Here is a 23835-nt window from a genome sequence, read left to right as displayed (position 1 = left end):
TATAGTGAGTCAGATCACACTCCGCTACGTCCTGTCAGGGCATACAATCAATGTAAAAATAGTTAAATACCCTTTAATTACAATAATATAAACTCTATTTAGCACATTTTTGTATAAATAAGATTGCCATTTGACCTGTGTACCAATTCCCGATAAGTTGGAAATCCGCTGGAAGCTTTCTGGATGAGCGGCCTGCTCATCATATTTATGCAGTAATTGAGATTCCCTCTGAAGCAAGTCCTCAAACTTGTTTACCTGCGCGAAAGGATGAAAAAGAGGGCGAATGCGAGGTCCGCGTATGAAACGCAAACCCCGTCGCCATGCTCTTTCTGTGCCTGTGCGCCACGGTAAAGTTCAGTGGGAAGCCCGACGAGCCTGGGGAGGTTCACTGATATGTTGTACGATAAATCCCTTGAGAAGGATAACTGTGGTTTCGGCCTGATCGCCCACATAGAAGGCGAACCTAGCCACAAGGTAGTGCGTACTGCTATTCACGCACTGGCCCGAATGCAGCACCGTGGCGCTATTCTTGCCGATGGTAAAACCGGCGACGGTTGTGGCCTGTTGCTGCAAAAACCGGATCGTTTCTTCCGCATCGTGGCGGAAGAGCGCGGCTGGCGTTTAGCCAAAAACTACGCTGTCGGCATGCTGTTCCTGAATCAGGATCCTGAAAAGGCTGCCGCCTCACGCCGCATCGTCGAAGAAGAACTTCAGCGTGAAACCCTGTCGATTGTCGGCTGGCGCAATGTGCCAACCAACGAAGGGGTGCTCGGTGAAATCGCCCTCTCCTCGCTGCCTCGTATTGAACAGATTTTCGTCAACGCGCCTGCGGGCTGGCGTCCACGTGATATGGAACGCCGTCTGTTTATCGCCCGCCGCCGCATTGAAAAACGTCTCCAGGACGATAAAGAGTTCTACGTTTGTAGCCTCTCTAACCTGGTGAACATCTATAAAGGTCTGTGTATGCCGGCTGACCTGCCGCGCTTCTACCTGGACCTGGCGGACCTGCGTCTGGAATCGGCCATTTGCCTGTTCCACCAGCGCTTCTCCACCAACACCGTTCCACGCTGGCCGCTGGCTCAGCCGTTCCGCTACCTGGCGCACAACGGCGAGATCAACACCATCACCGGTAACCGCCAGTGGGCCCGCGCCCGTACCTATAAGTTCCAGACGCCACTGATCCCTGACCTGCATGATGCCGCGCCGTTTGTGAACGAAACCGGCTCTGACTCCAGCTCAATGGATAACATGCTGGAACTGCTGCTGGCAGGCGGGATGGACATCGTGCGCGCCATGCGCCTGCTTGTGCCGCCAGCCTGGCAGAACAACCCGGATATGGACCCTGAACTGCGCGCGTTCTTCGACTTTAACTCCATGCACATGGAGCCGTGGGATGGCCCGGCGGGTATCGTCATGTCCGACGGTCGTTTTGCTGCCTGTAACCTGGACCGTAACGGCCTGCGTCCGGCACGCTACGTCATCACCAAAGACAAGCTCATCACCTGCGCCTCTGAAGTCGGTATCTGGGATTACCAGCCTGACGAAGTGGTCGAGAAGGGCCGCGTCGGTCCGGGCGAGCTGATGGTTATCGACACCCGCGGTGGGCGCATTCTGCACTCTGCCGAAACCGATCACGATCTGAAAAGCCGCCACCCGTACAAAGAGTGGATGGAGAAGAACGTGCGTCGCCTCGTGCCGTTCGAAGATTTATCGGATGAAGAAGTGGGTCGCCGCGAACTGGGCGACGATATGCTTGCGAGCTTCCAGAAACAGTTTAACTACAGCGCAGAAGAGCTGGACTCTGTTATTCGCGTACTGGGTGAAAACGGCCAGGAAGCGGTCGGCTCCATGGGGGATGATACCCCGTTTGCCGTGCTCTCCAGCCAGCCACGCATCATTTACGATTACTTCCGTCAGCAGTTCGCGCAGGTCACCAACCCGCCGATCGACCCGCTGCGTGAAGCACACGTGATGTCGCTGGCCACCAGCATTGGTCGCGAGATGAACGTCTTCTGCGAGGCCGAAGGCCAGGCGCACCGTCTGACCTTTAAATCGCCGATCCTGCTGTACTCCGATTTCAAACAGCTCACCACCATGAAAGAGGAGCACTACCGCGCCGACACGCTCGATATTACCTTCGACGTGACCGAAGCGAGCCTCGAAGAGACGGTGAATGCGCTGTGTGACAAAGCCGAACAGATGGTACGTAACGGTACCGTTCTGCTGGTGCTGTCCGACCGTAATATCGCGAAAAACCGTCTGCCGGTACCTGCCCCTATGGCGGTAGGCGCTATCCAGACGCGTCTGGTGGATAAGAGCCTGCGCTGCGACGCCAACATCATTGTTGAAACCGCCAGCGCCCGCGACCCGCACCACTTTGCCGTGCTGTTAGGTTTTGGCGCGACGGCGATCTACCCGTACCTGGCCTACGAAACGCTGGCCCGTCTGGTCGACACCCGTGCGATCGACAAAGATTACCGCGCAGTGATGCTGAACTACCGTAACGGCATCAACAAAGGTCTGTACAAGATCATGTCCAAAATGGGCATCTCAACCATTGCTTCCTACCGCTGTTCGAAGCTGTTTGAAGCGGTCGGCCTGCATGACGAAGTCGCCAATCTCTGCTTCCAGGGCGTGGTCAGCCGCATCGGCGGGGCCGGCTTTGCTGACTTCCAGCAGGATCTGGTGAACCTGTCCAAACGCGCCTGGCTGGCACGTAAGCCGCTGGATCAGGGCGGTCTGCTGAAATACGTTCACGGCGGTGAATACCACGCCTACAACCCGGACGTGGTGCGCACGCTGCAGCAGGCGGTTCAGAGCGGTGAATACAGTGATTACCAGCAGTACGCTGAGCTGGTGAACAACCGCCCGGCGGCGACGCTGCGCGATCTTATCGCCCTGAACCCGGGTGACGAGGCCGTGAGCATCGACGAGGTGGAGCCTGCCACTGAACTGTTCAAACGCTTCGACACCGCAGCGATGTCTATCGGCGCGCTGAGCCCGGAAGCCCACGAAGCGCTGGCGGAAGCCATGAACAGCATCGGCGGCAACTCCAACTCCGGCGAAGGCGGTGAAGATCCGGCGCGTTACGGCACCAACAAAGTGTCACGTATCAAGCAGGTAGCCTCCGGCCGCTTTGGCGTGACGCCTGCGTACCTGGTCAACGCCGACGTGATTCAGATTAAAGTCGCTCAGGGTGCTAAACCGGGTGAAGGCGGTCAGCTGCCGGGTGATAAAGTCACGCCGTACATTGCCAAACTGCGCTATTCCGTGCCGGGCGTGACGCTGATCTCCCCGCCGCCACACCACGATATTTACTCTATCGAGGATCTGGCGCAGCTTATTTTCGACCTGAAGCAGGTCAACCCGAAGGCGATGATCTCCGTGAAGCTGGTTTCCGAACCGGGTGTCGGCACCATCGCCACCGGTGTGGCGAAAGCCTATGCGGATCTCATCACCATCGCCGGTTACGACGGTGGTACCGGTGCAAGCCCGCTTTCTTCTGTGAAATATGCGGGTTGCCCGTGGGAGCTTGGCCTGGTGGAAACCCAGCAGGCGCTGGTGGCTAACGGCCTGCGTCACAAGATCCGTCTGCAGGTGGACGGTGGCCTGAAAACTGGCCTCGACATCATTAAAGCGGCAATTCTGGGTGCAGAAAGCTTCGGCTTCGGCACCGGCCCAATGGTTGCGCTCGGCTGTAAATACCTGCGTATTTGTCACCTGAACAACTGCGCAACCGGTGTTGCGACTCAGGACGAGAAGCTGCGTAAGAACCACTATCACGGTCTGCCGTTCAAAGTGACCAACTACTTTGACTTCATCGCCCGCGAAACCCGCGAGCTGATGGCGCAGCTGGGCGTTAAACGCCTGGTGGACCTGATTGGCCGTACCGACCTGCTGAAAGAGCTGGAAGGCTTCACGGCTAAGCAGCAGAAGCTTGAGCTGTCTAAGCTGCTGGAAACCGCGCAGCCGCACCCTGGCAAAGCGGTCTACTGCACCGAGAACAACCCACCGTTCGATAACGGCGTGCTGAACGCGCAGCTGTTGCAGCAGGCGAAGCCGTACGTGGACGAGAAGCAGAGCAAAACGTTCTGGTTTGATATCCGCAACACCGACCGCTCGGTGGGCGCCTCCCTCTCGGGTTATATCGCGCAAACGCACGGTGACCAGGGGCTGGCAGCGGATCCGATTACCGCGCACTTCAGCGGTACCGCAGGTCAGAGCTTCGGCGTCTGGAACGCAGGCGGCGTTGAGCTGTACCTGACCGGCGATGCCAACGACTACGTCGGCAAAGGCATGGCGGGCGGTCTGCTGGCGGTGCGTCCTCCGGTCGGCTCTGCTTTCCGTAGCCACGAAGCGAGCATCATCGGTAACACCTGTCTGTACGGCGCGACCGGCGGTCGTCTGTTTGCAGCAGGCCGTGCGGGCGAGCGTTTTGCGGTGCGTAACTCCGGTGCCATCACCGTGGTGGAAGGCATTGGCGATAACGGTTGTGAATACATGACGGGCGGGATTGTTTGCGTAATGGGTAAAACCGGCGTGAACTTTGGCGCAGGCATGACGGGCGGTTTTGCGTACGTCCTGGATGAAGACGGTGAGTTCCGCAAACGCGTGAACCCGGAGCTGGTGGAAGTGCTGGACGTTGATACGCTGGCTATCCATGAAGAACACCTGCGCGGTTTGATTACCGAACACGTGCAGCATACCGGTTCTTCGCGCGGCGAAGAGATCCTGGCGAACTGGCCGGCGTTCTCTGCGAAATTCGCGCTGGTTAAGCCGAAGTCCAGCGATGTTAAAGCCCTGTTGGGTCACCGTAGTCGTAGCGCAGCAGAGCTGCGCGTGCAGGCGCAGTAAGGAATTCAGATGAGCCAGAACGTATACCAGTTTATCGACCTGCAGCGTGTTGATCCGCCAAAGAAACCGCTGAAGATCCGTAAAATTGAATTTGTTGAAATCTACGAGCCGTTTTCAGAAGGCCAGGCCAAAGCGCAGGCAGACCGCTGCCTGTCCTGCGGTAACCCTTACTGCGAATGGAAATGTCCGGTCCATAACTACATCCCGAACTGGCTGAAGCTCGCCAACGAAGGACGTATTTTTGAAGCCGCCGAGCTGTCTCACCAGACCAATACCCTGCCGGAAGTGTGCGGCCGCGTGTGTCCTCAGGACCGTCTGTGCGAAGGTTCCTGTACGCTGAACGACGAGTTCGGTGCGGTGACCATCGGTAACATTGAGCGCTATATCAACGATAAAGCGTTCGAGATGGGCTGGCGTCCTGACATGACCGGCGTGCGTCAAACCGACAAGCGAGTGGCAATCATCGGCGCGGGCCCGGCGGGCCTGGCCTGTGCTGACGTGCTGACCCGCAACGGCGTGAAGGCGGTGGTTTTTGACCGTCATCCGGAAATCGGCGGTCTGCTGACCTTCGGTATCCCGGCCTTCAAGCTGGAAAAAGAGGTCATGACCCGTCGCCGTGAAATCTTCACCGGCATGGGCATTGAGTTCAAACTGAATGTGGAAGTGGGACGCGACGTGCAGCTCGACGACCTGCTGAAGGATTACGACGCCGTGTTCCTCGGCGTGGGCACCTATCAGTCCATGCGCGGCGGTCTGGAGAACGAAGATGCGCCGGGCGTGTTTGACGCGCTGCCGTTCCTGATTGCCAACACCAAGCAGATTATGGGTTACGGCGAAACCGCCGAAGAGCCTTTCGTCAGCATGGAAGGCAAACGCGTAGTGGTGCTGGGCGGCGGTGATACCGCGATGGACTGCGTGCGTACGTCTATTCGTCAGAACGCAGCACATGTCATCTGTGCTTATCGTCGTGACGAAGAGAACATGCCGGGCTCTAAACGCGAAGTGAAAAACGCGCGTGAAGAGGGCGTGGAGTTCCAGTTCAACATCCAGCCTCTGGGTATTGAAGTGAATGCCAACGGTAAAGTGAGCGGCGTGAAGATGGCGCGCACTGAGATGGGCGCACCGGATGCGAAAGGCCGTCGTCGTGCGGAGATCGTGGCGGGCTCTGAACACGTCATCCCGGCCGATGCCGTGGTGATGGCGTTCGGTTTCCGTCCTCACAGCATGGAGTGGCTGGCGAAGCACAGCGTCGAGCTGGATTCGCAGGGCCGCGTAATCGCGCCGGAAGGTAGCGATAATGCGTTCCAGACCAGCAACCCGAAAATCTTCGCCGGCGGCGATATCGTTCGCGGTTCTGACCTGGTGGTGACGGCGATTGCCGAAGGTCGCAAGGCGGCTGACGGTATACTGAACTACCTGGAAGTGTAAAAAAAACAGGCCCGATTGGGCCTGTTTTTTTATTTCACGACGCGAAGAGCCGGACGACCACCGCGCGGAGGCGGATCGTCATCAGGGTCATTGTCGTCGTGATGATCGGGTTTATCGCCATCAATAAGTGACATCACCGTGTCGCTTTCGCGCTCATCGGATGCGTTGTCATCATTCAGGCTGGCAACCTCTTCATCATACGCCGCTTCCGGCTCGAACATGGTACCCGCACCGTTTTCACGCGCGTAGATAGCCAGCACAGCTGCCAGCGGCACGGAAACCTGACGCGGCACGCCGCCGAAACGCGCGTTGAAGCGCACTTCGTCGTTTGCCAGCTCCAGGTTACCCACCGCACGCGGTGCAATGTTCAGTACGATCTGTCCGTCACGCGCGTATTCCATTGGAACCAGCACGCCCGGCAACGTCACATCCACAACCAGGTGCGGCGTGAGCTGGTTATCCAGCAGCCATTCATAGAAGGCGCGCAGCAGATACGGACGGCGTGGGGTAAGTTGTGACATTTCCACAGTCATTAGCCTCGGCCGAGACGCATTTCACGTTCCGGTTCAGTTAAAGATGCCAGGAAAGAGTCGCGTTCAAATACGCGAGTCATATAGCCCTTCAGCTCTTTCGCGCCAGGACCACTGAACTCTACGCCCAGGGTTGGCAGACGCCACAGCAGCGGTGCCAGGTAGCAATCCACCAGGCTGAACTCATCGCTCAGGAAGAACGGCTTCTGACCAAACACAGGGGCGATTGCCAGCAACTCTTCACGCAGTTGCTTACGTGCAGCATCCGCTTCAGACGACGTACCGCTAACGATAACGTTCATCAGCGAGTACCAGTCTTTCTCGATACGCTGCATGTACAGGCGGCTTTCACCACGCGCGACAGGGTAAACAGGCATCAGTGGCGGATGCGGGAAACGCTCATCCAGATATTCCATAATGATACGGGATTCCCACAGGGTCAGCTCGCGATCCACCAGCGTTGGCACGCTCTGGCTCGGGTTGAGATCGATCAGATCCTGAGGCGGGTTATCCTTTTCCACATGCTCGATCTCAAAACTGACACCCTTCTCGGCCAGCACGATACGAACCTGATGGCTATAAATGTCAGTAGGACCAGAAAACAGCGTCATTACCGAACGTTTGTTGGCAGCGACAGCCATGAAAACCTCCAGGTATATTCAGAATTTTTACTGCTACCAGCCCAACAGGGGCCAGCCAGATGTTGTATCGCCCATCCCAGAGAAAACACATTGTTCAAGAAATGAACAAAAATCGAGTATTCACCGATATTTGGGCAGAAAATTGGATGATAGTTTACCAGATTTTGATGGCTTTGTGGTGAGGGGATTCTGGAAATGTGGAAAAAGAGAAGATATATGCATGGAGATTGTGGATAACCTGCACATTATCCATAAAAAAACCCGCCGAAGCGGGTTTTTCGCCAATCGTTCTGCGTAAGCAGAATGGATTAACGTTTGGAGAACTGTGGACGACGACGTGCTTTACGCAGACCCACTTTCTTACGTTCAACCTGACGCGCGTCACGAGTAACGAAGCCAGCTTTACGCAGTTCAGAACGCAGGGATTCGTCGTACTCCATCAGAGCGCGGGTGATACCGTGACGGATCGCACCTGCCTGACCGGAGATACCACCACCTTTAACGGTGATGTACAGATCCAGTTTTTCTACCATATCAACCAGTTCCAGCGGCTGGCGAACTACCATGCGGGCAGTTTCGCGACCGAAGTATTGTTCCAGAGAACGCTGGTTGATTACGATTTTACCACTGCCCGGTTTGATGAAAACGCGAGCTGCGGAACTTTTGCGGCGACCAGTGCCGTAGTATTGATTTTCAGCCATTGCCTATAATCCCGATTAGATGTCAAGAACTTGCGGTTGCTGTGCCGCGTGGTTGTGCTCGTTGCCTGCGTAAACTTTCAGTTTACGGAACATAGCACGACCCAGCGGGCCTTTTGGCAGCATGCCTTTAACCGCGATTTCAATCACACGCTCAGGACGGCGAGCAATCATCTCTTCAAAGGTCGCTTCTTTGATACCACCGATGTGGCCGGTGTGGTGATAGTACACTTTGTCAGTACGCTTGTTGCCGGTTACAGCAACTTTATCAGCGTTCAGAACGATGATGTAATCACCGGTATCAACGTGCGGAGTGTATTCCGCTTTATGCTTACCGCGCAGGCGACGAGCCAGTTCAGTAGCCAGACGGCCCAGAGTTTTACCGGTCGCGTCAACAACATACCAGTCACGCTGTACGGTTTCTGGTTTAGCTGTAAAAGTTTTCATTAAAAGCTTACCCAAATAAATAAGTTACACGTTGGTGAACACCCAAACGTTTAGTCAGTTGAGGCTCACACGACAAAGTCCGGCAAACCTACCCCTTCGAATAGCACATGCCGACACATAGAAAGTTTTGGGAAAAAAACCTTCTCGTAACGTGGGGTCGCAAGATTATAGAGAAGTTGAGGTCAAAGATCGACCCTTAAATGCGATTTGGAATGGGTTTTTCGGGGGTGGGTATTGTGCGGTCTGGTGCCCTCACCCCCAACCCCTCTCCCACGGGGAGAGGGGGGATTTATGGCATATGCTCCAGCTTCAGGTATTCCTCGCTTTGCATCTCTTGCAGGCGCGACAGGCAGCGCTGGAACTCAAACTTCAGCCGCTCGCCCTGGTAAATCTCATATAAAGGTACCTCGGCGCTGACCACCAGCTTGACGTGGCGCTCATAAAACTCGTCCACCAGCGCAATGAAGCGCCGCGCTTCGCTCTCCATCAGCCGCGTCATCACCGGTACATCCAGCACCATCACGGTATGGAACAGGCGCGAAAGCGCAATGTAGTCGTGCTGGCTTCGGGCATCCACGCAGAGCGTCGTAAAGGAGACCGCCAGCGTTTGGTTTTCGACGCCAAGGGTAGGCAGCGGGCGATGGTTAATCTCGAGTTCCGGGGCGTGCTCGCGTTTTGCCCCCGCCAGCGCCAACCAAAGTTTACCCATCTCGCGGGTGGTATCGGCATTTAGCGGCGAAAGCCACAGGTGCGCCTGGGTCAGCGTGCGCAGACGATAATCGACACCGGCATCAACGTTCATGATGTCACAGTGCTGCTTGAGGGCATCGATGGCGGGCAGGAAGCGTGCCCGCTGCAGACCGTTGCGGTACAGCTCATCAGGCGGAATATTCGACGTGGCCACCAGCGTGATCCCGCGGGCAAATAGCGCTTTCATCAGGCCGCCTAACAGCATCGCATCGGTGATGTCAGACACAAAAAACTCATCGAAGCAGAGCACGTCCGTTTCCGCCTTGAACCTGTCGGCCACAATCTCCAGCGGATCGCTTTTTCCCTGCAGTGCGATCAGCTCTTCATGCACCCGCAGCATAAAACGATGGAAGTGCAGACGCTGTTTACGTGCGCCAGGCAGGCTCAGATAAAACAGGTCCATCAACCAGGTTTTTCCGCGACCGACCCCGCCCCACATATATAAACCGCGCACCGGCGCGTGAGCCTGCGGCGCTTTTTTACCGAGCAATCGCCCAAATGCCGCCTTTAGCCTACCATTCTGTTCGACTTCAGCGGGTTTTGCCGTGAGCTCCTGATAAATCATCTCCAGACGGTTTACCGCCTCACGTTGAACGTCATCAGGCTGATGAGTGCCCTCGTTAAGGGCCAGTTGATATCGCGATGCAGGGGACAGGTTTTGCATAATCTTATTGTTATTCCTTCAATTAACGCTCACCAGCAGACGTGACTGATGAAAAAAAGGCCGTTCTACACTACGCGATGATACGTCAGGATTCCACTTCTGCAGAAATAGCGGTTATAGTGGCATTATCAGGCACAGGCAGGAGCCGAGCCAACACCCTACGGAACAACAAGACAACGGGAGAAGTTCATGACCTGGGAATATGCGCTAATCGGTTTAGTCGTCGGCATCGTCATCGGTGCTGTGGCCATGCGTTTCGGTAATCGCAAATTGCGTCAGCAGCAGTCACTGCAGTACGAACTGGAAAAGAACAAGGCCGAGCTGGAAGAGTATCGTGAAGAGCTGGTCAGCCATTTTGCCCGTAGCGCTGAGCTGCTGGACAACATGGCGACCGACTATCGTCAGCTGTATCAACATATGGCAAAAAGCTCAAGCAGCCTGCTGCCGGAAATGACCGCTGAAACCAACCCATTCCGTAACCGTCTGGCAGATTCTGAAGCCGGTAACGATCAGGCGCCTGTTCAGATGCCTCGCGACTATTCCGATGGCGCGTCCGGCCTGCTGCGCGGCGGTGTAAAACGCGATTAATCGCACAACCTGAATTTATTTTACGGGCGCAGCGGTTGCGCCCGTCCTTTCTTGATGACCCCAGCTATCATTTAGTTAAACACCTCATTGTTCAGCGGTTTAAAATTCAATAACATCAACGTGTTTTTGGGGCCGTTTTTCCTTTATTCCAGGTTACGAGAGTCAACATCGATGAAGAAAAAAAACCAGCTGTTGAGCGCTATCGCGTTAAGTGTCGGGTTATCTCTCTCGGCGTCCGTCCCTGTATTCGCCGCCATTCCCACCCAGGTGCCTGGCCAGGCGGCCATTCCAAGCCTCGCCCCCATGCTGGAAAAAGTTTTGCCTGCGGTCGTCAGCGTTCAGGTTGAGGGCACAGCAGTACAAAGCCAACGCGTCCCTGAAGAACTGAAAAAATATTTTGGCGATGAGTCTCCCGACCAGCAGGCTCAGCCTTTTGAAGGCCTGGGTTCTGGCGTCATTATTGATGCGGTAAAAGGCTATATTCTGACCAACAATCATGTCATCAGCCAGGCCGATAAAATCAGCGTCCAGCTGAACGATGGACGTGAATTTGATGCCAAACTGATTGGCGGCGATGACCAGAGCGACATCGCGCTGTTGCAGGTACAAAACCCAAGTAACCTGACCCAGATTGCCATTGCGGACTCCGACAAACTGCGCGTCGGCGACTTTGCCGTCGCCGTGGGCAACCCTTTTGGCTTAGGACAAACCGCCACCTCCGGGATCGTCTCCGCGCTGGGACGCAGCGGCCTTAATCTGGAAGGGCTGGAAAACTTTATCCAGACCGATGCCTCAATCAACCGCGGGAACTCCGGCGGGGCATTGCTCAACCTTAACGGCGAGCTGATTGGGATTAACACGGCTATTCTGGCCCCGGGCGGCGGCAGCATCGGGATCGGTTTTGCTATCCCCAGCAATATGGCCAAAACTCTGGCGCAGCAGCTGATCCAGTTCGGTGAAATCAAACGCGGGCTGCTGGGTATTAAAGGTATGGAGATGAGCGCGGATATCGCAAAAGCGTTCAACATCAACGTACAGCGCGGGGCGTTTGTCAGTGAAGTGCTGCCAAACTCCGGCTCGGCAAAAGCGGGCGTGAAATCGGGTGATGTGATTGTCAGCCTGAACGACAAACCGCTGAGCAGCTTTGCAGAACTGCGTTCGCGGATTGCCACAACGGAACCAGGCGCCAAAGTGAAGCTGGGCCTGATACGTGACGGTAAGCCGCTGGACGTTGAAGTGACGCTGGATAAGAGCACCTCTTCCTCGGCCAGTGCGGAGCTTATCGCCCCGGCGCTGCAAGGGGCTACGTTGAGCGATGGGCAGCTGAAAGACGGTACGAAAGGCATTAGTATCGACACCGTCGAGAAGAGCAGCCCTGCTGCACAGGCCGGATTGCATCAGGATGACGTGATCATCGGTGTCAACCGCAATCGCGTGCAGTCCATTGCCGAACTGCGCAAGGTGCTGGAAAGTAAACCGGCGGTTATTGCCCTGCAGGTCATGCGTGGCAATGAGTCTATCTATATTCTGTTGCGCTAAGCATTTGCGACCCGGACATCACCGCTGCGTGTGATGTCCGGATAACTCATGTTATGCTGCAAATCGTTCCTTTTTTAACGACACGCGCATCATGCTTTTAAAGCTCTTACGTTCTATTGTCATCGGTTTGATTGTCGCGGGCCTGCTGCTGCTGGCGCTGCCGTCTTTACGTCAGTTCAATAAACTGTCGGCTCCCCAGTTCGATAGCACGGATGAAACCCCGGCCACCTATAACCAGGCCGTCCGCCGTGCCGCGCCTGCCGTGGTTAACGTCTATAACCGTGGCCTGAATACCTCAGCCCATAACCAGCTGGAGATCCGTACCCTCGGCTCCGGCGTGATCATGGACGAGCGCGGCTACATTATTACCAACAAGCACGTGATTAACGATGCCGACCAGATCATCGTCGCCCTGCAGGATGGCCGCGTGTTTGAGGCGTTACTCGTTGGGTCTGACAGCCTGACCGACCTGGCCGTCCTGAAAATTAACGCCACGGGCGGTTTGCCGGTCATCCCCATCAACCGTAAACGTACCCCGCATATTGGTGACGTCGTACTGGCTATCGGTAACCCTTACAACCTGGGCCAGACCATCACCCAGGGGATTATCAGCGCGACCGGTCGTATCGGTTTGAACCCCTCCGGGCGGCAGAACTTCCTGCAAACCGATGCCTCAATCAACCACGGTAACTCCGGAGGGGCGTTGGTCAACTCGCTGGGCGAGCTGATGGGCATCAATACCCTCTCGTTCGATAAGAGTAACGACGGTGAGACGCCGGAAGGGATCGGCTTTGCCATTCCGTTCCAGTTGGCGACCAAAATTATGGATAAACTGATCCGCGACGGACGCGTGATCCGCGGCTATATCGGTATCGGCGGGCGCGAAATTGCACCAATGCATACCCAGGGCGGCGGTATCGATCAGATTCAGGGGATTGTGGTGAATGAAGTGTCGCCTGGTGGCCCGGCTGCTAATGCGGGTATTCAGGTTAATGATGTCATTGTGTCGGTCAACGGCACGCCGGCAGTCTCCGCGCTGGAGACGATGGATCAGGTGGCAGAAATTCGCCCGGGTTCTATCATCCCTGTTGAGGTCATGCGCAACGATAAGAAACTGACGCTGCACGTCACCATTCAGGAATACCCGGCCACGAACTGACAGGCATAAAAATCTATGGTCACCCCCATTTTTGCAACACCGATTTTGATTTATGATGGGCTTGCTTAAATCTATACGGCGTCTGATGGGCAACACTACGTTGCCCGCGCCACGATGAAGTCCGCGCCTGCAGAACCTTAAAAAGCGGACGGCTTCAAAGAGCCATTTTTTATGTCAGGTTCATCCGCAGGTCGCTGTGCCGTTCATGTCATCAATAATCAGTCGTCGCAAAACCAGAAAGTCACTTCGTAACGCCTAAGAGCTAACAGTTCGTCCCTGTTAGCTCTTTTTATTGGATAAAGGCTGTGCGATGGGTTGTCACCGACCAGGCTATTCGGGCCAGTTTGTTGGCTAACCCGCAGGCCACTACGTTCGAGTGATGCCGCAAGAGCTGGGCCTTCGCCCAGTCAGCCAGCCGCCCCTGATTGTGTTCAAGTCGTTGCATAAAAGCGCGAGCGCATTGCACCAGAAGACGTCGCAGATTTTTATCCCCGCGCTTGCTGATGCCCATTAGCGTACTTTTTCCGCCAGTGCTGTACTGACGCGGGACTAACCCCGTCGATGCTGCAAAGTCCCTGCTACTGGCATAACTTTTTCCATCGCCAAGCTTCGTGGCTAAAAGGCTTGCCGTGATAAGTCCAACGCCGGGGATAGTCAGCAGGCGCTGCGCGGTATCGTCATCCGCCATGTGGGTTTTTAACTCTTGTTCGAGCTCTTCAATCTGTTCACTAAGATAGGCGTAATGCTGATGGAGCCGCATAAGCAAGCGAGCTAAATAAGGCGGCAGTTCGTGCTCTTCAAGCACCGCGGCAAGACGCCTGATAACCGCGATGCCGCGCGGCATGCTAATGCCAAACTCCAGCAGGAAAGCATGCATCTGGTTGGTGGTTTTAACACGCTCTCTGACGAGGGCATCACGGACGCGATGCAGTGCTGACATAGCCTGCTGGTCTTCGGTTCGCGGCGTCACGAAGCGCATGGAGGGCCTTGAAGCGGCTTCGCAAATGGCTTCGGCGTCAATAAAATCGTTCTTATTACTCTTAACAAATGGGCGAACAAACTGAGGTGAAATGAGCTTCACCTGATGGCCGAGCTGGCTGATGTGTCGGGCCATATAATGTGCGCCGGCGCAGGACTCCATAACAACGGTAGAAGCGGCACAAGTAGAGAGAAAGGCGGTTAACTGGTTGCGGGAAAACTTCTTACGCAGCAATGCATTACCGTTTTTATCCTGAGCGTGGACATGGAACGAATGCTTGCCGAGGTCAATACCGATGAGCGTAACGTTTTGCATGATGATCCCCTTCAGAAAGAAAAACACCCTGTCAGCGTACCGCTCACAGGGTGGGGGTGACCATCTTATTAAACGGAGCGATAAGCTCCGTTTTTTTTACCGGAAGACGGTTCGTTTTACTTGTTAACGAACTCTTCGCCCAGGGTGATATCTTTCTTCAGCGTATCCAGCATGCCTTCCATCGCGTGTTGTTCAAACGCGCTCAGCGTACCAATGGATTTACGCTCTTCGATACCGTTTTTACCCAGCAGCAGCGGCTGAGAGAAGAAGCGAGCGTGTTCGCCATCACCTTCAACGTAAGCGCATTCAACAACGCCTTTCTCGCCCTGCAGAGCGCGAACCAGTGACAGACCAAAACGTGCAGCCGCCTGGCCCATAGACAGGGTTGCAGAACCGCCACCCGCCTTCGCTTCCACCACTTCGGTGCCCGCGTTCTGGATGCGTTTAGTCAGGTCAGCCACTTCCTGCTCGGTGAAGCTCACGCCTGGGATCTGCGACAGCAGAGGCAGGATGGTGACGCCAGAGTGACCGCCGATGACCGGAACTTCCACTTCTGTTGGCTGTTTGCCTTTCAGCTCAGCAACAAAGGTGTTGGAACGGATGATATCCAGCGTGGTCACGCCGAACAGTTTGTTTTTGTCGTAAACACCCGCTTTCTTCAGCACTTCTGCCGCGATAGCTACAGTGGTGTTCACCGGGTTAGTGATGATACCGATGCATGCTTTCGGGCAGATTTCTGCAATCTGCTGCACCAGGTTTTTCACGATGCCCGCGTTGACGTTGAACAGGTCTGAACGATCCATGCCTGGCTTACGCGCCACGCCTGCAGAAATCAGCACCACGTCGGCACCCTGCAGTGCAGGACGTGCATCTTCACCGGAGAAGCCTTTGATTTTTACAGCGGTCGGGATGTGGCTCAGGTCAACCGCCACACCTGGGGTTACCGGGGCAATATCGTACAGGGAGAGTTCTGAGCCTGAAGGCAGTTGGGTTTTCAGTAGTAGGGCAAGCGCCTGGCCGATACCACCAGCAGCGCCGAGGACTGCGACTTTCATCCTAAACTCCTTATTATGGTTAACTTAAGTATCTGTAAATCCGTTGCGGCGACCATAATTCAGCAAGTAAATAATTACAATTTTCGTAGCTAAAGAATTTGAGGTCACACGACTTTATCTCTCATCAGAAGACTATCTGACGACAGAGGGCAACGCATTAAGAGGTGGTTACAATACACCCTGCCCCGCCACCAAAACAACATCATTTTGATAACATTTAATTTACTTTTAAGCTTATTTGCGCGGCGTGACCCAGGCATGTTTTCTGATAACGAAATCTGATAAAATCACTCCCTTTCATAACATTATTTCAGCCTACCGCTGGGTAGATAATTTGCATAAAAATTCATCCACATGCATAATAATGTTGTTTCTATCGTCATATTCCGGGTGACTTATGCGAAGCTCGTCTAAGCAAGAAGAATTAGTAAAGGCGTTTAAGGCGCTACTCAAAGAAGAGAAATTCAGTTCTCAGGGAGAAATTGTTCAGGCGCTGCAGGAACAAGGCTTCGATAACATCAATCAGTCGAAAGTCTCCCGCATGTTAACGAAATTTGGCGCGGTGCGTACCCGTAACGCCAAGATGGAGATGGTCTATTGCCTGCCGGCAGAACTTGGCGTGCCGACCACCTCCAGCCCGCTCAAAAATCTGGTTCTGGATATCGATCATAACGATGCCGTTGTGGTGATCCACACAAGCCCTGGTGCCGCACAGCTGATTGCCCGCATGCTGGACTCTGTAGGTAAAACGGAGGGTATCCTCGGGACTATAGCCGGCGATGACACCATCTTTACCATCCCGGCTAGCGGTTTCTCCGTGGAAGATATCCGCGAAGCGATTCTGGCTCTGTTCGAACAGGAACTTTAATCCCCTCTCCCCGTAGCGCCGCTGCGGGGATCGTTCTGCTTCCGCTGCGTTTCCCCCTCTTTTCTACTGCCCTTCACTTTGACAAATAGTGCTTTTTACCACCCATTAACATTCATCCAGTGAATGCTAAATCAAAAAATCGCACAAAAAATCAAAAGCTGATATCCATATGATTTAATTAGATATAACCATCATAAATGAACAAAAATCACTCAGTATTATGCAATTTGGTTATAAAAAATAGACTGGTTAACACGTAATAACAATAGAAACCATTAGTCTGGTATTAATTTTTACCGTTATTAGTGTATACTTGATTTTGTGATGAGGGTCACGAAACAAGACCCCACTAAAAAATTCGACGAGGTAAGAATCATGAAAATCAAATCAACTGTAGCGGCGCTGAGCGTCCTGTCTGTCCTGTCATTCGGTGCTTTCGCTGCTGACTCTATCAATGCTGACCAGGCGCAATCCCGCCAGGCCATCGGTACGGTTTCTGTCGGTGCGGTCGGCACATCGCCAATGGACATGCATGAGATGCTGAACAAAAAAGCGGAAGAACAGGGTGCGTCATCCTATCGCATCATCGAAGCGCGTTCTGGTGACCACTGGCACGCCACCGCTGAGCTGTACAAATAAGTTTTAGTAATAACTGAAAACGTAAATCTCCACTCAACGGCACCAGGCATAAAAATAGCGGTTCAACCCTTCTCGCCGTTGAGTAAAAAACCCTATTCAGGAGTAAAGACTATGAAAACCAAATTGATCATCGCAACCCTCGGTCTGGCATCCGTTCTCTCTTTCGGCGCGAGCGCAGCCGTACAGCAGGTGAATGCCGATCAGGCTCAAAATCTACAGCGTATGGGCAGCGTCTCCGTAACGTCTGTCACCGGTTCACCGATGGATATTCGTCACGAACTTGCCGCAAAAGCTGAAAAAGCAGGCGCCAGCAGCTATCGCGTCACCGAACTGAATCAGGGTGACCACTGGCATGCAACGGCTGAGCTGTATAAATAAACCCTCGTCGTATCTCATCATACGACTTGCCCCTGGCCTCATGGTCAGGGGCTTTTTTTCATTCAATGCCGCGCGTTAAAGCGCAGTTGCCCTTCAAGCTCTTCTTCCGCTTCATCGAACAGCAATATCAGCGCGCCAAAACGTCTACGCAGCTTATCGGGCAAATGGATAAACTCAATTTCCAGCGGTAGCGGCAACAAACTGCCGGTGACCACGTCCCATAGCGTATCCAGATTCGTCACGCTTTCCCTTTCAAGATCAAACACCCGGATAAATTCACGGTAGAAGTCTTCCTGACTGTCGATCTCGTCAAAATCAAACATATAGGTTTTCATTGCCAGCCACCCAGTCCAGGCGAGCGGCAGATGCCGCCCTGTTTATTATAATCCCCCAATATGCAGGGTTTTAACTTCCAGATACTCTTCCAGCCCCAGCACGGAGCCCTCTCGTCCAAGGCCTGACTCTTTTACGCCGCCAAAGGGCCCGAGCTCCGTGGAGACGGCGCACTCGTTAATGCCAATCATCCCGCTCTCGATTGCCTGTGAAACGCGGAAGACCCGTGAGAGATTCTGGGTGTAGAAGTAAGCCGCCAGCCCATAGGGTGTGTTGTTGGCGCGCTGGATGACTTCATCCTCCGAGGTGAAACGGAAGCACGCCGCCACCGGGCCAAACGTCTCTTCTTCTGCCAGCTTCATGCCTTCATGGCAATCGCCCAGTACGGTTGGCATCCAGAAATTCCCGCCAAGCGGATGGGGCTTACCCCCTGCCAGTATGGTTGCGCCGCGGGCAACGGCATCGTCGACATGCTCACGCACCTTGTTGACCGCAGAAGGTTCAATCAGCGGCCCGACGACCACCCCCTCTTCAAGACCATTACCCACCTTCAGCGCATTCACCGCATCGGCAAGTTTATTCACAAATTTATCGTAGACGGTTTCCTGAATATAAAAACGGTTCACGCTGACGCAGACCTGCCCGGCATTGCGGAATTTGTTGGCGATAGCGCCCTTAACCGCAGCGTCGATGTCCGCATCCTCAAAAACGATATACGGAGCATTTCCCCCCAGCTCCATCGAGACTTTTTTCATGGTTTCTGCAGCGTTACGCACCAGCGTTTTGCCGACGGAGGTTGAACCGGTAAAGGAGATTTTACGCACGTCGCGGCTTGCCATGATCGCATCGCTGATCTCATGCGTATTCCCGGCTACGGCGTTGAGAACACCGTCGGGTACACCGGCCTGTTTAGCCAGCGTAAGCAGCGCAAAGGCACTGAGCGGTGTGTTATTGGCCGGTTTGATCACCCCGGTACATCCTGCTGCCAGCGCCGGGCCTAACTTGCGGGTGAGCATGGCCATCGGGAAGTTCCACGGCGTAATCGCCGCGACCACACCAATGGGTTCACGGGTCGCCAGAATGCGCGAGCCGGGTTTGATCGGTGGAATAATTTCACCGTTCGCGCGTTTGGCCTCTTCGGCAAACCACTGGATAAAGCTGGCGGCGTACTCGACCTCTCCCTCCGCTTCTTTCAGGGGTTTGCCCTGTTCGGTGGTCATTAACCGCCCGAGCCAGCCTTTATTCTCAATAATCAGTTCGTACCAGCGGTAGAGAATGGCCGAGCGTTCTTTCGCGGTTTTGGCACGCCATGCAGGGAAGGCTTTGGTAGCCGCTGCGATAGCGTCTTCGGTTTGCGCTTTACCCGCTTTTGCGACTTTAGCAATGACCTCACCGGTCGCGGGGTTCAGCACATCAAACGTCGTGTCCAGCGTTTTCCAGATTCCGTTGACCAGATAACCGGTCTGAAAAAGGATGTGGTCCTGAAGCGCCTGAGTCGTCATGTGTTCTCCCTTTCTGAAATGTAAGAACGTGCTGGAATAAGTATAGCCACAAAAAAACCGACGCTTTTGGCGTCGGTTTTTTTACTTCTGTCAGTTGTCCGTGAGGGCATTCTGGTAGCGATGCAGCATAAACACCAGCCGTCCTACCGGCTCGGTCACCTGAGGCGGTGCCTCCCAGTGCTTGAGCTTCTCCTGGTAGATATCGAGCTCTTCAAGCAGCTGCGTAAAGTAACGACGCCGTTTGTCATCGCTGCTGGCGGAAAGCACGTGATCGGCGGTACGACGTAACTGGCGGTGCCAGGCCGACAGATCGTCGTTGATCGGCACGGGTGCGTTACGCAGACGCTGGTGCGCGATGATCATGGTTAACGCCAGGCGGAACTTCGCGATATCGCCCGGGAACTTGTTCAGCAGTAAAAACAGCTGCTGGTAGAGTGCAGGCAGGTGGTTCTCTTTACGGCGCGCTGTATTGGTGGTCATCGACGACACGGCAGCCGACACGAACTGATTCAACAACACGCGGCCCGTTCTTGCCTGCGAGTTATCCCGTACCAGCAGTATCACCATCATGGCCAGGAAACAGCCCACCAGCTGACCTAACGCGCTGTCGAGAAACTGACTGAAATGGAAGGTCATCGGGTTATCGAGCACGATGATGTTAATCGTGCTCGCCAGCGCCCCGAGCGATCCCAGACGCCGCTTTTGCACTTCAATGCCGATAAAGAACGCCATTACCGCCAGGCTAATACAGAGCAGCAGCATGCTCTGTTGCGTCGACGGGATGATGACCAGGAAATAGAGCGCGCCTATCGGCAGGGCGGCAATGGTGCCGTAGAGGAAATCAATGGCGACCATACGCGGGTTAGGCAGACGCATCGCCAGTGCGGTCACGACGGCAATCATCACCATCGCGCCGCTGCCGGACGTCCAGCCCGTCCACAGCCAGAACAGCGTGCCGAGCATGCAGGCAAGCGTCGTACGCCAGAAATTGACCATGGCGTGATGGCGCTCGGCGGATTCCGCCTTGATCACCACTTCACCCTGCAGCACCTCTTCTTCCGCCGCGCTGATTTTGGTGTTACCGATCACGCCGCGTTTCAGCAGCAGATAGCGCGTCGCGGCGCCGACCCAGGTGTAGATAGTGACCGGCGTGTCGCGCTCCCCTGTCCAGGCAATGACTCTGCGCATGCGCTTAAGCTGCTTATGCACGTCCTGCACAGTTTCCACCGGCTCGGCAAACAGTTCGCGGAACGTATCGGTGACCACTTCCGGCCGGGTGTTCTGAATCAGATAGGTTTCACATGCCTGGGTAATCAACGTCAGAGAGACGGTGTTGAGGGCTTTCAGACGACGATTCGCGCGAGCCCAGCGCGAGGACTCCATGTTAAGGTTGCTGCGCATCCCTTCCAGCGCCTGCGTACGACGTACCAGCCCGCTCCAGGTTTTATCCACCTCTTCGCTATCACCATGCTTAATGCAGAGCTGCATCAGCTGGTACTGGGCAACAATCAGCGCGTCAAGCTCAAGGTCGACTTCCTGCTTGATGGAGCGCGGGGAGAAAAGCAGGTCAGCGATGATCGCACTGACAATACCAATCACAATCTCGCTGCAGCGTTCAACCGCAAACTGCGGGGCGAGCAGCGGTTCAGACTGAATGGTGATGACAATAATCAGCGCGGTATAGCCCGCCAGCCCCCAGGCATAAGAGTTCTCCACTTTCACCAGAGACGAGATCCAGGTGCAGAAACCCGCCCAGATACAGCAGACCATCAGCATCAGCAGCGGGGTGCGGATCATCAAAATAATAATGGTCAGCGCCGCGAAACAACCAATAAACGTCCCGATGATACGCAGCATCCCGCGATAGCGGATCGCACCAGAATAGGGCTCCCCGCCCGCGGCGAAGGCAGGACCCGCCGCGACAATGGCGGCCGTCAACACCGCCCAGCGAGGAGTTTCAAGCTGGAAGTGGAAGCCGACAAACAGCGCCAGCACAATGGCGCACGCCAGCTTCACGGCGAAGCGAATGTGCTGGCTGGCGATGGAAAAGATACCCATAGCGATTAACCAAACTCGCGCAGGCGGTGGGCGATTTTACGGAAGATTGAGTCCTGGCTGGCATCGCGGTCCTTTTCACCGGTAATCACCACCGTCGCCGTGGTCCCCGCAGGCCACAGGTTGCCCTGCTGCTCATCGAGATGGATGCGTACCGGCACGCGCTGGGCCAGACGCACCCACTCCAGGTTGGAATCTACCGTCGCCATCCCTTTGGCATCGTTAGAGCTGCTGGAGTTAGTCACCCCTGCTGCAACGCTGTCGACGGTACCTTTAAAGACGCGGTTGCTGCCGAGCGGCGTAATTTCCGCCCGGAAACCTGGGCGCACGCCTTCCAGCTTGGTCTCTTCCATATAGGCGAGCACGTAGAAGGAGTTCTGTTTAACCAGCGCCACGGCGGTTGAGCCACGGGTAATGAATTCCCCGGCATAGACGTTCAGGTTGGTCACCCAGCCATCCGACGGCGCGCGGATTACGGTGCGTTCCAGATCGAGCTTCGCCAGATCGCGCGTTGCTTGCGCTTTCGCCAGCTGGTGCAGCACGGTTTGCAGCACATTGTTGGACTGGTCAATCTCTTCGCGGGACATTGCCTGAACACCCAGCTGATTACGGCGGCCTGCCTCGCGGCGTTTCTCCGCAGCCAGCGCCTGGTAATAGGACACGTCCGCTTCCGCCTCTTCCAGCGCTTTCTGGTAACGAGGCTGGTCGATGGTGAACAGGACCTGATCTTTCTTCACCAGTTGGTTATCGTGGACGTTGACCGCCGTGATAAGACCGGCCACGTCAGGGGCGATTGCCACCACATCGGCGCTGAAGCGTGCATCACGCGTCCACGGCGATTCGGTGTAATAAACCCAGGCGCGAAAAATAGCGATGAAGGCGAGGATAACCAGCGCCATCGTGATGGCAGTGCGGGAGATTTTTCTTGTTAGCGTTTTCACATCAACCTCAGACAAACATGCGCGATATCAGGTAAAACAGGCAGCAATACAGCGCGGTATTAAACAATGCAGGGTGCCAGACAAAATCGTAGATCCCGGTAGGGACCAGCACCTTGCGCACCAGCCAGAAGATCGCCAGTGATAAAAGAAGCTCGAAAAATATCGGTGGGAACGACAGACCGAACACCACGATAACGGGAAACAGACTCATGTTGACCTTGATAAGAGAGAGTGCAGGCTTCAGAATTTTTAAGCGCACGCCACCGCAGGAGAGCAAGAAACGCCGGGCGAGAATGGCGCAGCCGTTATGTAATTAATAATATATTAACGTAACTGTTATGCTGTTATCTATAATATGTGATCTAAATCACTTTTAAGCCAGAGTGAACAATGGAACGTTTAAAACGCATGTCGGTCTTCGCCAAAGTGGTTGAACTGGGCTCTTTTACCGCTGCTGCACGCCAGCTTCAGATGAGCGTCTCATCCATCAGCCAGACGGTGTCCAAACTGGAAGATGAGCTTCAGGTCAAGCTGCTCAACCGCAGTACCCGCAGCATTGGGCTGACGGAAGCGGGTAAAATTTACTATCAGGGTTGTCGCCGCATGCTGCTTGAAGTGCAGGATGTTCACGAGCAGCTCTATGCCTTCAACAACACCCCCATCGGCACGCTGCGCATCGGGTGTTCTTCAACTATGGCACAAAATGTTCTCGCTGCCATGACGGCGGATATGCTGAAAGAGTACCCAGGGCTTACCGTCAATCTGGTGACGGGTATCCCGGCGCCGGATCTGATTGCCGACGGGCTGGACGTGGTGATCCGCGTCGGCGCGTTGCAGGATTCCAGCCTGTTCTCGCGACGGCTGGGCAGCATGCCGATGGTCGTCTGCGCCTCGAAAAGTTATCTGGCACAGTACGGTGTTCCGGAAAAACCCGCCGATCTCACCAACCACTCGTGGCTGGAGTACAGCGTGCGGCCCGATAATGAATTTGAGCTGATTGCCCCGGAAGGGATCTCCACCAAACTGTTGCCGGAAGGGCGGTTTGTCACTAACGATCCGATGACCATTTCGCGCTGGCTGGTGGCCGGCGCCGGGATCGCCTACGTGCCGTTAATGTGGGTGATCAACGAGATCAACAGCGGCGTGCTGGAGATCCTCTTCCCGCGCTACCAGTCCGATCCGCGACCGGTGTACGCCCTGTATACCGAAAAAGACAAACTCCCGCTCAAGGTACAGGTGTGTATTAACTATCTGACCGAGTATTTTGTGGACGTGGCGGAGCTGTTTCAGGGGATGCGCGGAAGAAGGAAGGAATAATCGATTTATCCCTGAAAGTATATGAGCAATGAATATTTCCAGGATGGAACCCATCTGCATTCTGGAATATTCCTTCGCCACTATCAGGAATAGCGAATTGACACTGACGCCGCCTGCCCTTTACCTTATAAACAGTCTGCTTTTCAGACTGTTAT

At 54.8% G+C, this 23835-nt stretch carries 21 protein-coding genes; 9 read left to right on the top strand and 12 right to left on the bottom strand.

Annotated features, from left to right (window positions below; translation table 11 throughout):
- Positions 1-393 precede the first annotated feature (393 nt).
- Both gltB and FU672_RS11280 read left to right on the top strand, forming a co-directional pair.
- Positions 394-4854 carry a glutamate synthase large subunit gene (gene gltB, locus FU672_RS11285; protein ID WP_148243314.1) on the top strand — a complete coding sequence of 1487 codons (4461 nt, stop codon included), beginning with the start codon at positions 394-396 and terminating at the stop codon, positions 4852-4854.
- Between the two features lie 9 nt (positions 4855-4863).
- Positions 4864-6282 carry a glutamate synthase small subunit gene (locus tag FU672_RS11280; protein ID WP_148243313.1) on the top strand — a complete coding sequence of 473 codons (1419 nt, stop codon included), beginning with the start codon at positions 4864-4866 and terminating at the stop codon, positions 6280-6282.
- Positions 6283-6311: 29 nt separating this feature from the next.
- Here the strand turns inward: FU672_RS11280 and sspB are convergent, their stop codons facing one another.
- The 5 genes from sspB to zapE all read right to left on the bottom strand — a co-directional run bounded on the left by sspB (position 6312) and on the right by zapE (position 10012).
- On the bottom strand, positions 6312-6809 hold the full coding sequence (gene sspB / locus FU672_RS11275; RefSeq protein ID WP_045355426.1) for a ClpXP protease specificity-enhancing factor: 498 nt from the start codon (positions 6807-6809) through the stop codon (positions 6312-6314).
- A gap of 5 nt (positions 6810-6814) precedes the next feature.
- Positions 6815-7453 carry a stringent starvation protein SspA gene (gene sspA, locus FU672_RS11270; RefSeq protein ID WP_148243312.1) on the bottom strand — a complete coding sequence of 213 codons (639 nt, stop codon included), beginning with the start codon at positions 7451-7453 and terminating at the stop codon, positions 6815-6817.
- 308 nt (positions 7454-7761) lie between these two features.
- Entirely contained in the window at positions 7762-8154 is a 393-nt protein-coding gene (rpsI, locus tag FU672_RS11260) for a 30S ribosomal protein S9 (RefSeq protein ID WP_003860436.1), read from the bottom strand.
- A gap of 15 nt (positions 8155-8169) precedes the next feature.
- On the bottom strand, positions 8170-8598 hold the full coding sequence (gene rplM, locus FU672_RS11255) for a 50S ribosomal protein L13 (protein ID WP_006178824.1): 429 nt from the start codon (positions 8596-8598) through the stop codon (positions 8170-8172).
- A 289-nt stretch (positions 8599-8887) separates the two neighbouring features.
- The gene (gene zapE, locus FU672_RS11250) at positions 8888-10012 is read right to left on the bottom strand and encodes a cell division protein ZapE (protein WP_148243310.1); all 1125 of its coding nucleotides are present in this window, start codon (positions 10010-10012) and stop codon (positions 8888-8890) included.
- Positions 10013-10201: 189 nt separating this feature from the next.
- On the opposite strand from zapE, the gene zapG reads away from it, so the two are divergent.
- The 3 genes from zapG (at position 10202) to degS (ending at position 13298) form a co-directional block, all read left to right on the top strand.
- Positions 10202-10600 carry a Z-ring associated protein ZapG gene (gene zapG / locus FU672_RS11245; protein ID WP_008502832.1) on the top strand — a complete coding sequence of 133 codons (399 nt, stop codon included), beginning with the start codon at positions 10202-10204 and terminating at the stop codon, positions 10598-10600.
- A 171-nt stretch (positions 10601-10771) separates the two neighbouring features.
- Complete coding sequence (gene degQ / locus FU672_RS11240; RefSeq protein ID WP_148243309.1) at positions 10772-12139, top strand: serine endoprotease DegQ; 1368 nt, start codon at positions 10772-10774, stop codon at positions 12137-12139.
- A 91-nt stretch (positions 12140-12230) separates the two neighbouring features.
- A complete protein-coding gene (gene degS / locus FU672_RS11235; RefSeq protein ID WP_047347673.1) occupies positions 12231-13298 on the top strand; it encodes an outer membrane-stress sensor serine endopeptidase DegS in 1068 nt (355 codons plus the stop codon).
- A gap of 289 nt (positions 13299-13587) precedes the next feature.
- Here the strand turns inward: degS and FU672_RS11230 are convergent, their stop codons facing one another.
- Both FU672_RS11230 and mdh read right to left on the bottom strand, forming a co-directional pair.
- Positions 13588-14592 (bottom strand): IS110 family RNA-guided transposase, encoded by a 1005-nt coding sequence (locus FU672_RS11230; RefSeq protein ID WP_148243308.1) that lies wholly within the window; start codon positions 14590-14592, stop codon positions 13588-13590.
- Between the two features lie 116 nt (positions 14593-14708).
- Positions 14709-15647, bottom strand: coding sequence for a malate dehydrogenase (gene mdh, locus FU672_RS11225; RefSeq protein WP_023309387.1), 939 nt, complete (start codon positions 15645-15647; stop codon positions 14709-14711).
- A 397-nt stretch (positions 15648-16044) separates the two neighbouring features.
- Between mdh and argR the strand changes: the two genes are divergently transcribed.
- From argR to yhcN (FU672_RS11210), 3 genes are all read left to right on the top strand, one after another.
- A complete protein-coding gene (argR, locus tag FU672_RS11220; RefSeq protein WP_148243307.1) occupies positions 16045-16515 on the top strand; it encodes a transcriptional regulator ArgR in 471 nt (156 codons plus the stop codon).
- A 375-nt stretch (positions 16516-16890) separates the two neighbouring features.
- Positions 16891-17154 (top strand): peroxide/acid stress response protein YhcN, encoded by a 264-nt coding sequence (yhcN, locus tag FU672_RS11215; protein ID WP_023309389.1) that lies wholly within the window; start codon positions 16891-16893, stop codon positions 17152-17154.
- Positions 17155-17265: 111 nt separating this feature from the next.
- Positions 17266-17532, top strand: a complete 267-nt coding sequence (yhcN, locus tag FU672_RS11210) for a peroxide/acid stress response protein YhcN (protein WP_032659672.1) — start codon at positions 17266-17268, stop codon at positions 17530-17532.
- Positions 17533-17594: 62 nt separating this feature from the next.
- Here the strand turns inward: yhcN (FU672_RS11210) and FU672_RS11205 are convergent, their stop codons facing one another.
- From FU672_RS11205 to aaeX, 5 genes are all read right to left on the bottom strand, one after another.
- On the bottom strand, positions 17595-17867 hold the full coding sequence (locus FU672_RS11205) for a barstar family protein (protein ID WP_148243306.1): 273 nt from the start codon (positions 17865-17867) through the stop codon (positions 17595-17597).
- A 45-nt stretch (positions 17868-17912) separates the two neighbouring features.
- The gene (locus tag FU672_RS11200) at positions 17913-19367 is read right to left on the bottom strand and encodes an NAD-dependent succinate-semialdehyde dehydrogenase (RefSeq protein ID WP_148243305.1); all 1455 of its coding nucleotides are present in this window, start codon (positions 19365-19367) and stop codon (positions 17913-17915) included.
- Between the two features lie 90 nt (positions 19368-19457).
- Positions 19458-21425 carry a p-hydroxybenzoic acid efflux pump subunit AaeB gene (gene aaeB, locus FU672_RS11195; protein WP_148243304.1) on the bottom strand — a complete coding sequence of 656 codons (1968 nt, stop codon included), beginning with the start codon at positions 21423-21425 and terminating at the stop codon, positions 19458-19460.
- A gap of 5 nt (positions 21426-21430) precedes the next feature.
- A complete protein-coding gene (aaeA, locus tag FU672_RS11190) occupies positions 21431-22363 on the bottom strand; it encodes a p-hydroxybenzoic acid efflux pump subunit AaeA (protein ID WP_148243303.1) in 933 nt (310 codons plus the stop codon).
- Positions 22364-22370: 7 nt separating this feature from the next.
- Entirely contained in the window at positions 22371-22574 is a 204-nt protein-coding gene (aaeX, locus tag FU672_RS11185; protein WP_003860416.1) for a p-hydroxybenzoic acid efflux pump operon protein AaeX, read from the bottom strand.
- A 179-nt stretch (positions 22575-22753) separates the two neighbouring features.
- Between aaeX and aaeR the strand changes: the two genes are divergently transcribed.
- Positions 22754-23680 (top strand): HTH-type transcriptional activator AaeR, encoded by a 927-nt coding sequence (gene aaeR, locus FU672_RS11180; protein ID WP_023616809.1) that lies wholly within the window; start codon positions 22754-22756, stop codon positions 23678-23680.
- Positions 23681-23835 lie beyond the last annotated feature (155 nt).

Origin of the sequence: Enterobacter asburiae, assembly GCF_008080435.1 — a bacterium.
Lineage (GTDB): Bacteria > Pseudomonadota > Gammaproteobacteria > Enterobacterales > Enterobacteriaceae > Enterobacter > Enterobacter asburiae_C.
The sequence above is the reverse complement of the archived record's forward strand: the minus strand, read 5'-3'. Positions and strand labels throughout refer to the sequence as shown.

Bases quoted from the DNA above. Each gene is read 5' to 3' on its own strand.
- FU672_RS11205 (WP_148243306.1), bottom strand. From the start codon at position 17,867: ATGAAAACCTATATGTTTGATTTTGACGAGATCGACAGTCAGGAAGAC.
- yhcN (WP_023309389.1), top strand. From the start codon at position 16,891: ATGAAAATCAAATCAACTGTAGCGGCGCTGAGCGTCCTGTCTGTCCTG.
- rpsI (WP_003860436.1), bottom strand. From the start codon at position 8,154: ATGGCTGAAAATCAATACTACGGCACTGGTCGCCGCAAAAGTTCCGCA.
- degQ (WP_148243309.1), top strand. From the start codon at position 10,772: ATGAAGAAAAAAAACCAGCTGTTGAGCGCTATCGCGTTAAGTGTCGGG.
- FU672_RS11230 (WP_148243308.1), bottom strand. From the start codon at position 14,592: ATGCAAAACGTTACGCTCATCGGTATTGACCTCGGCAAGCATTCGTTC.
- FU672_RS11280 (WP_148243313.1), top strand. From the start codon at position 4,864: ATGAGCCAGAACGTATACCAGTTTATCGACCTGCAGCGTGTTGATCCG.
- aaeR (WP_023616809.1), top strand. From the start codon at position 22,754: ATGGAACGTTTAAAACGCATGTCGGTCTTCGCCAAAGTGGTTGAACTG.
- yhcN (WP_032659672.1), top strand. From the start codon at position 17,266: ATGAAAACCAAATTGATCATCGCAACCCTCGGTCTGGCATCCGTTCTC.
- gltB (WP_148243314.1), top strand. From the start codon at position 394: ATGTTGTACGATAAATCCCTTGAGAAGGATAACTGTGGTTTCGGCCTG.
- mdh (WP_023309387.1), bottom strand. From the start codon at position 15,647: ATGAAAGTCGCAGTCCTCGGCGCTGCTGGTGGTATCGGCCAGGCGCTT.
- FU672_RS11200 (WP_148243305.1), bottom strand. From the start codon at position 19,367: ATGACGACTCAGGCGCTTCAGGACCACATCCTTTTTCAGACCGGTTAT.
- sspA (WP_148243312.1), bottom strand. From the start codon at position 7,453: ATGGCTGTCGCTGCCAACAAACGTTCGGTAATGACGCTGTTTTCTGGT.
- argR (WP_148243307.1), top strand. From the start codon at position 16,045: ATGCGAAGCTCGTCTAAGCAAGAAGAATTAGTAAAGGCGTTTAAGGCG.
- aaeB (WP_148243304.1), bottom strand. From the start codon at position 21,425: ATGGGTATCTTTTCCATCGCCAGCCAGCACATTCGCTTCGCCGTGAAG.
- aaeX (WP_003860416.1), bottom strand. From the start codon at position 22,574: ATGAGTCTGTTTCCCGTTATCGTGGTGTTCGGTCTGTCGTTCCCACCG.
- degS (WP_047347673.1), top strand. From the start codon at position 12,231: ATGCTTTTAAAGCTCTTACGTTCTATTGTCATCGGTTTGATTGTCGCG.
- zapE (WP_148243310.1), bottom strand. From the start codon at position 10,012: ATGCAAAACCTGTCCCCTGCATCGCGATATCAACTGGCCCTTAACGAG.
- zapG (WP_008502832.1), top strand. From the start codon at position 10,202: ATGACCTGGGAATATGCGCTAATCGGTTTAGTCGTCGGCATCGTCATC.
- rplM (WP_006178824.1), bottom strand. From the start codon at position 8,598: ATGAAAACTTTTACAGCTAAACCAGAAACCGTACAGCGTGACTGGTAT.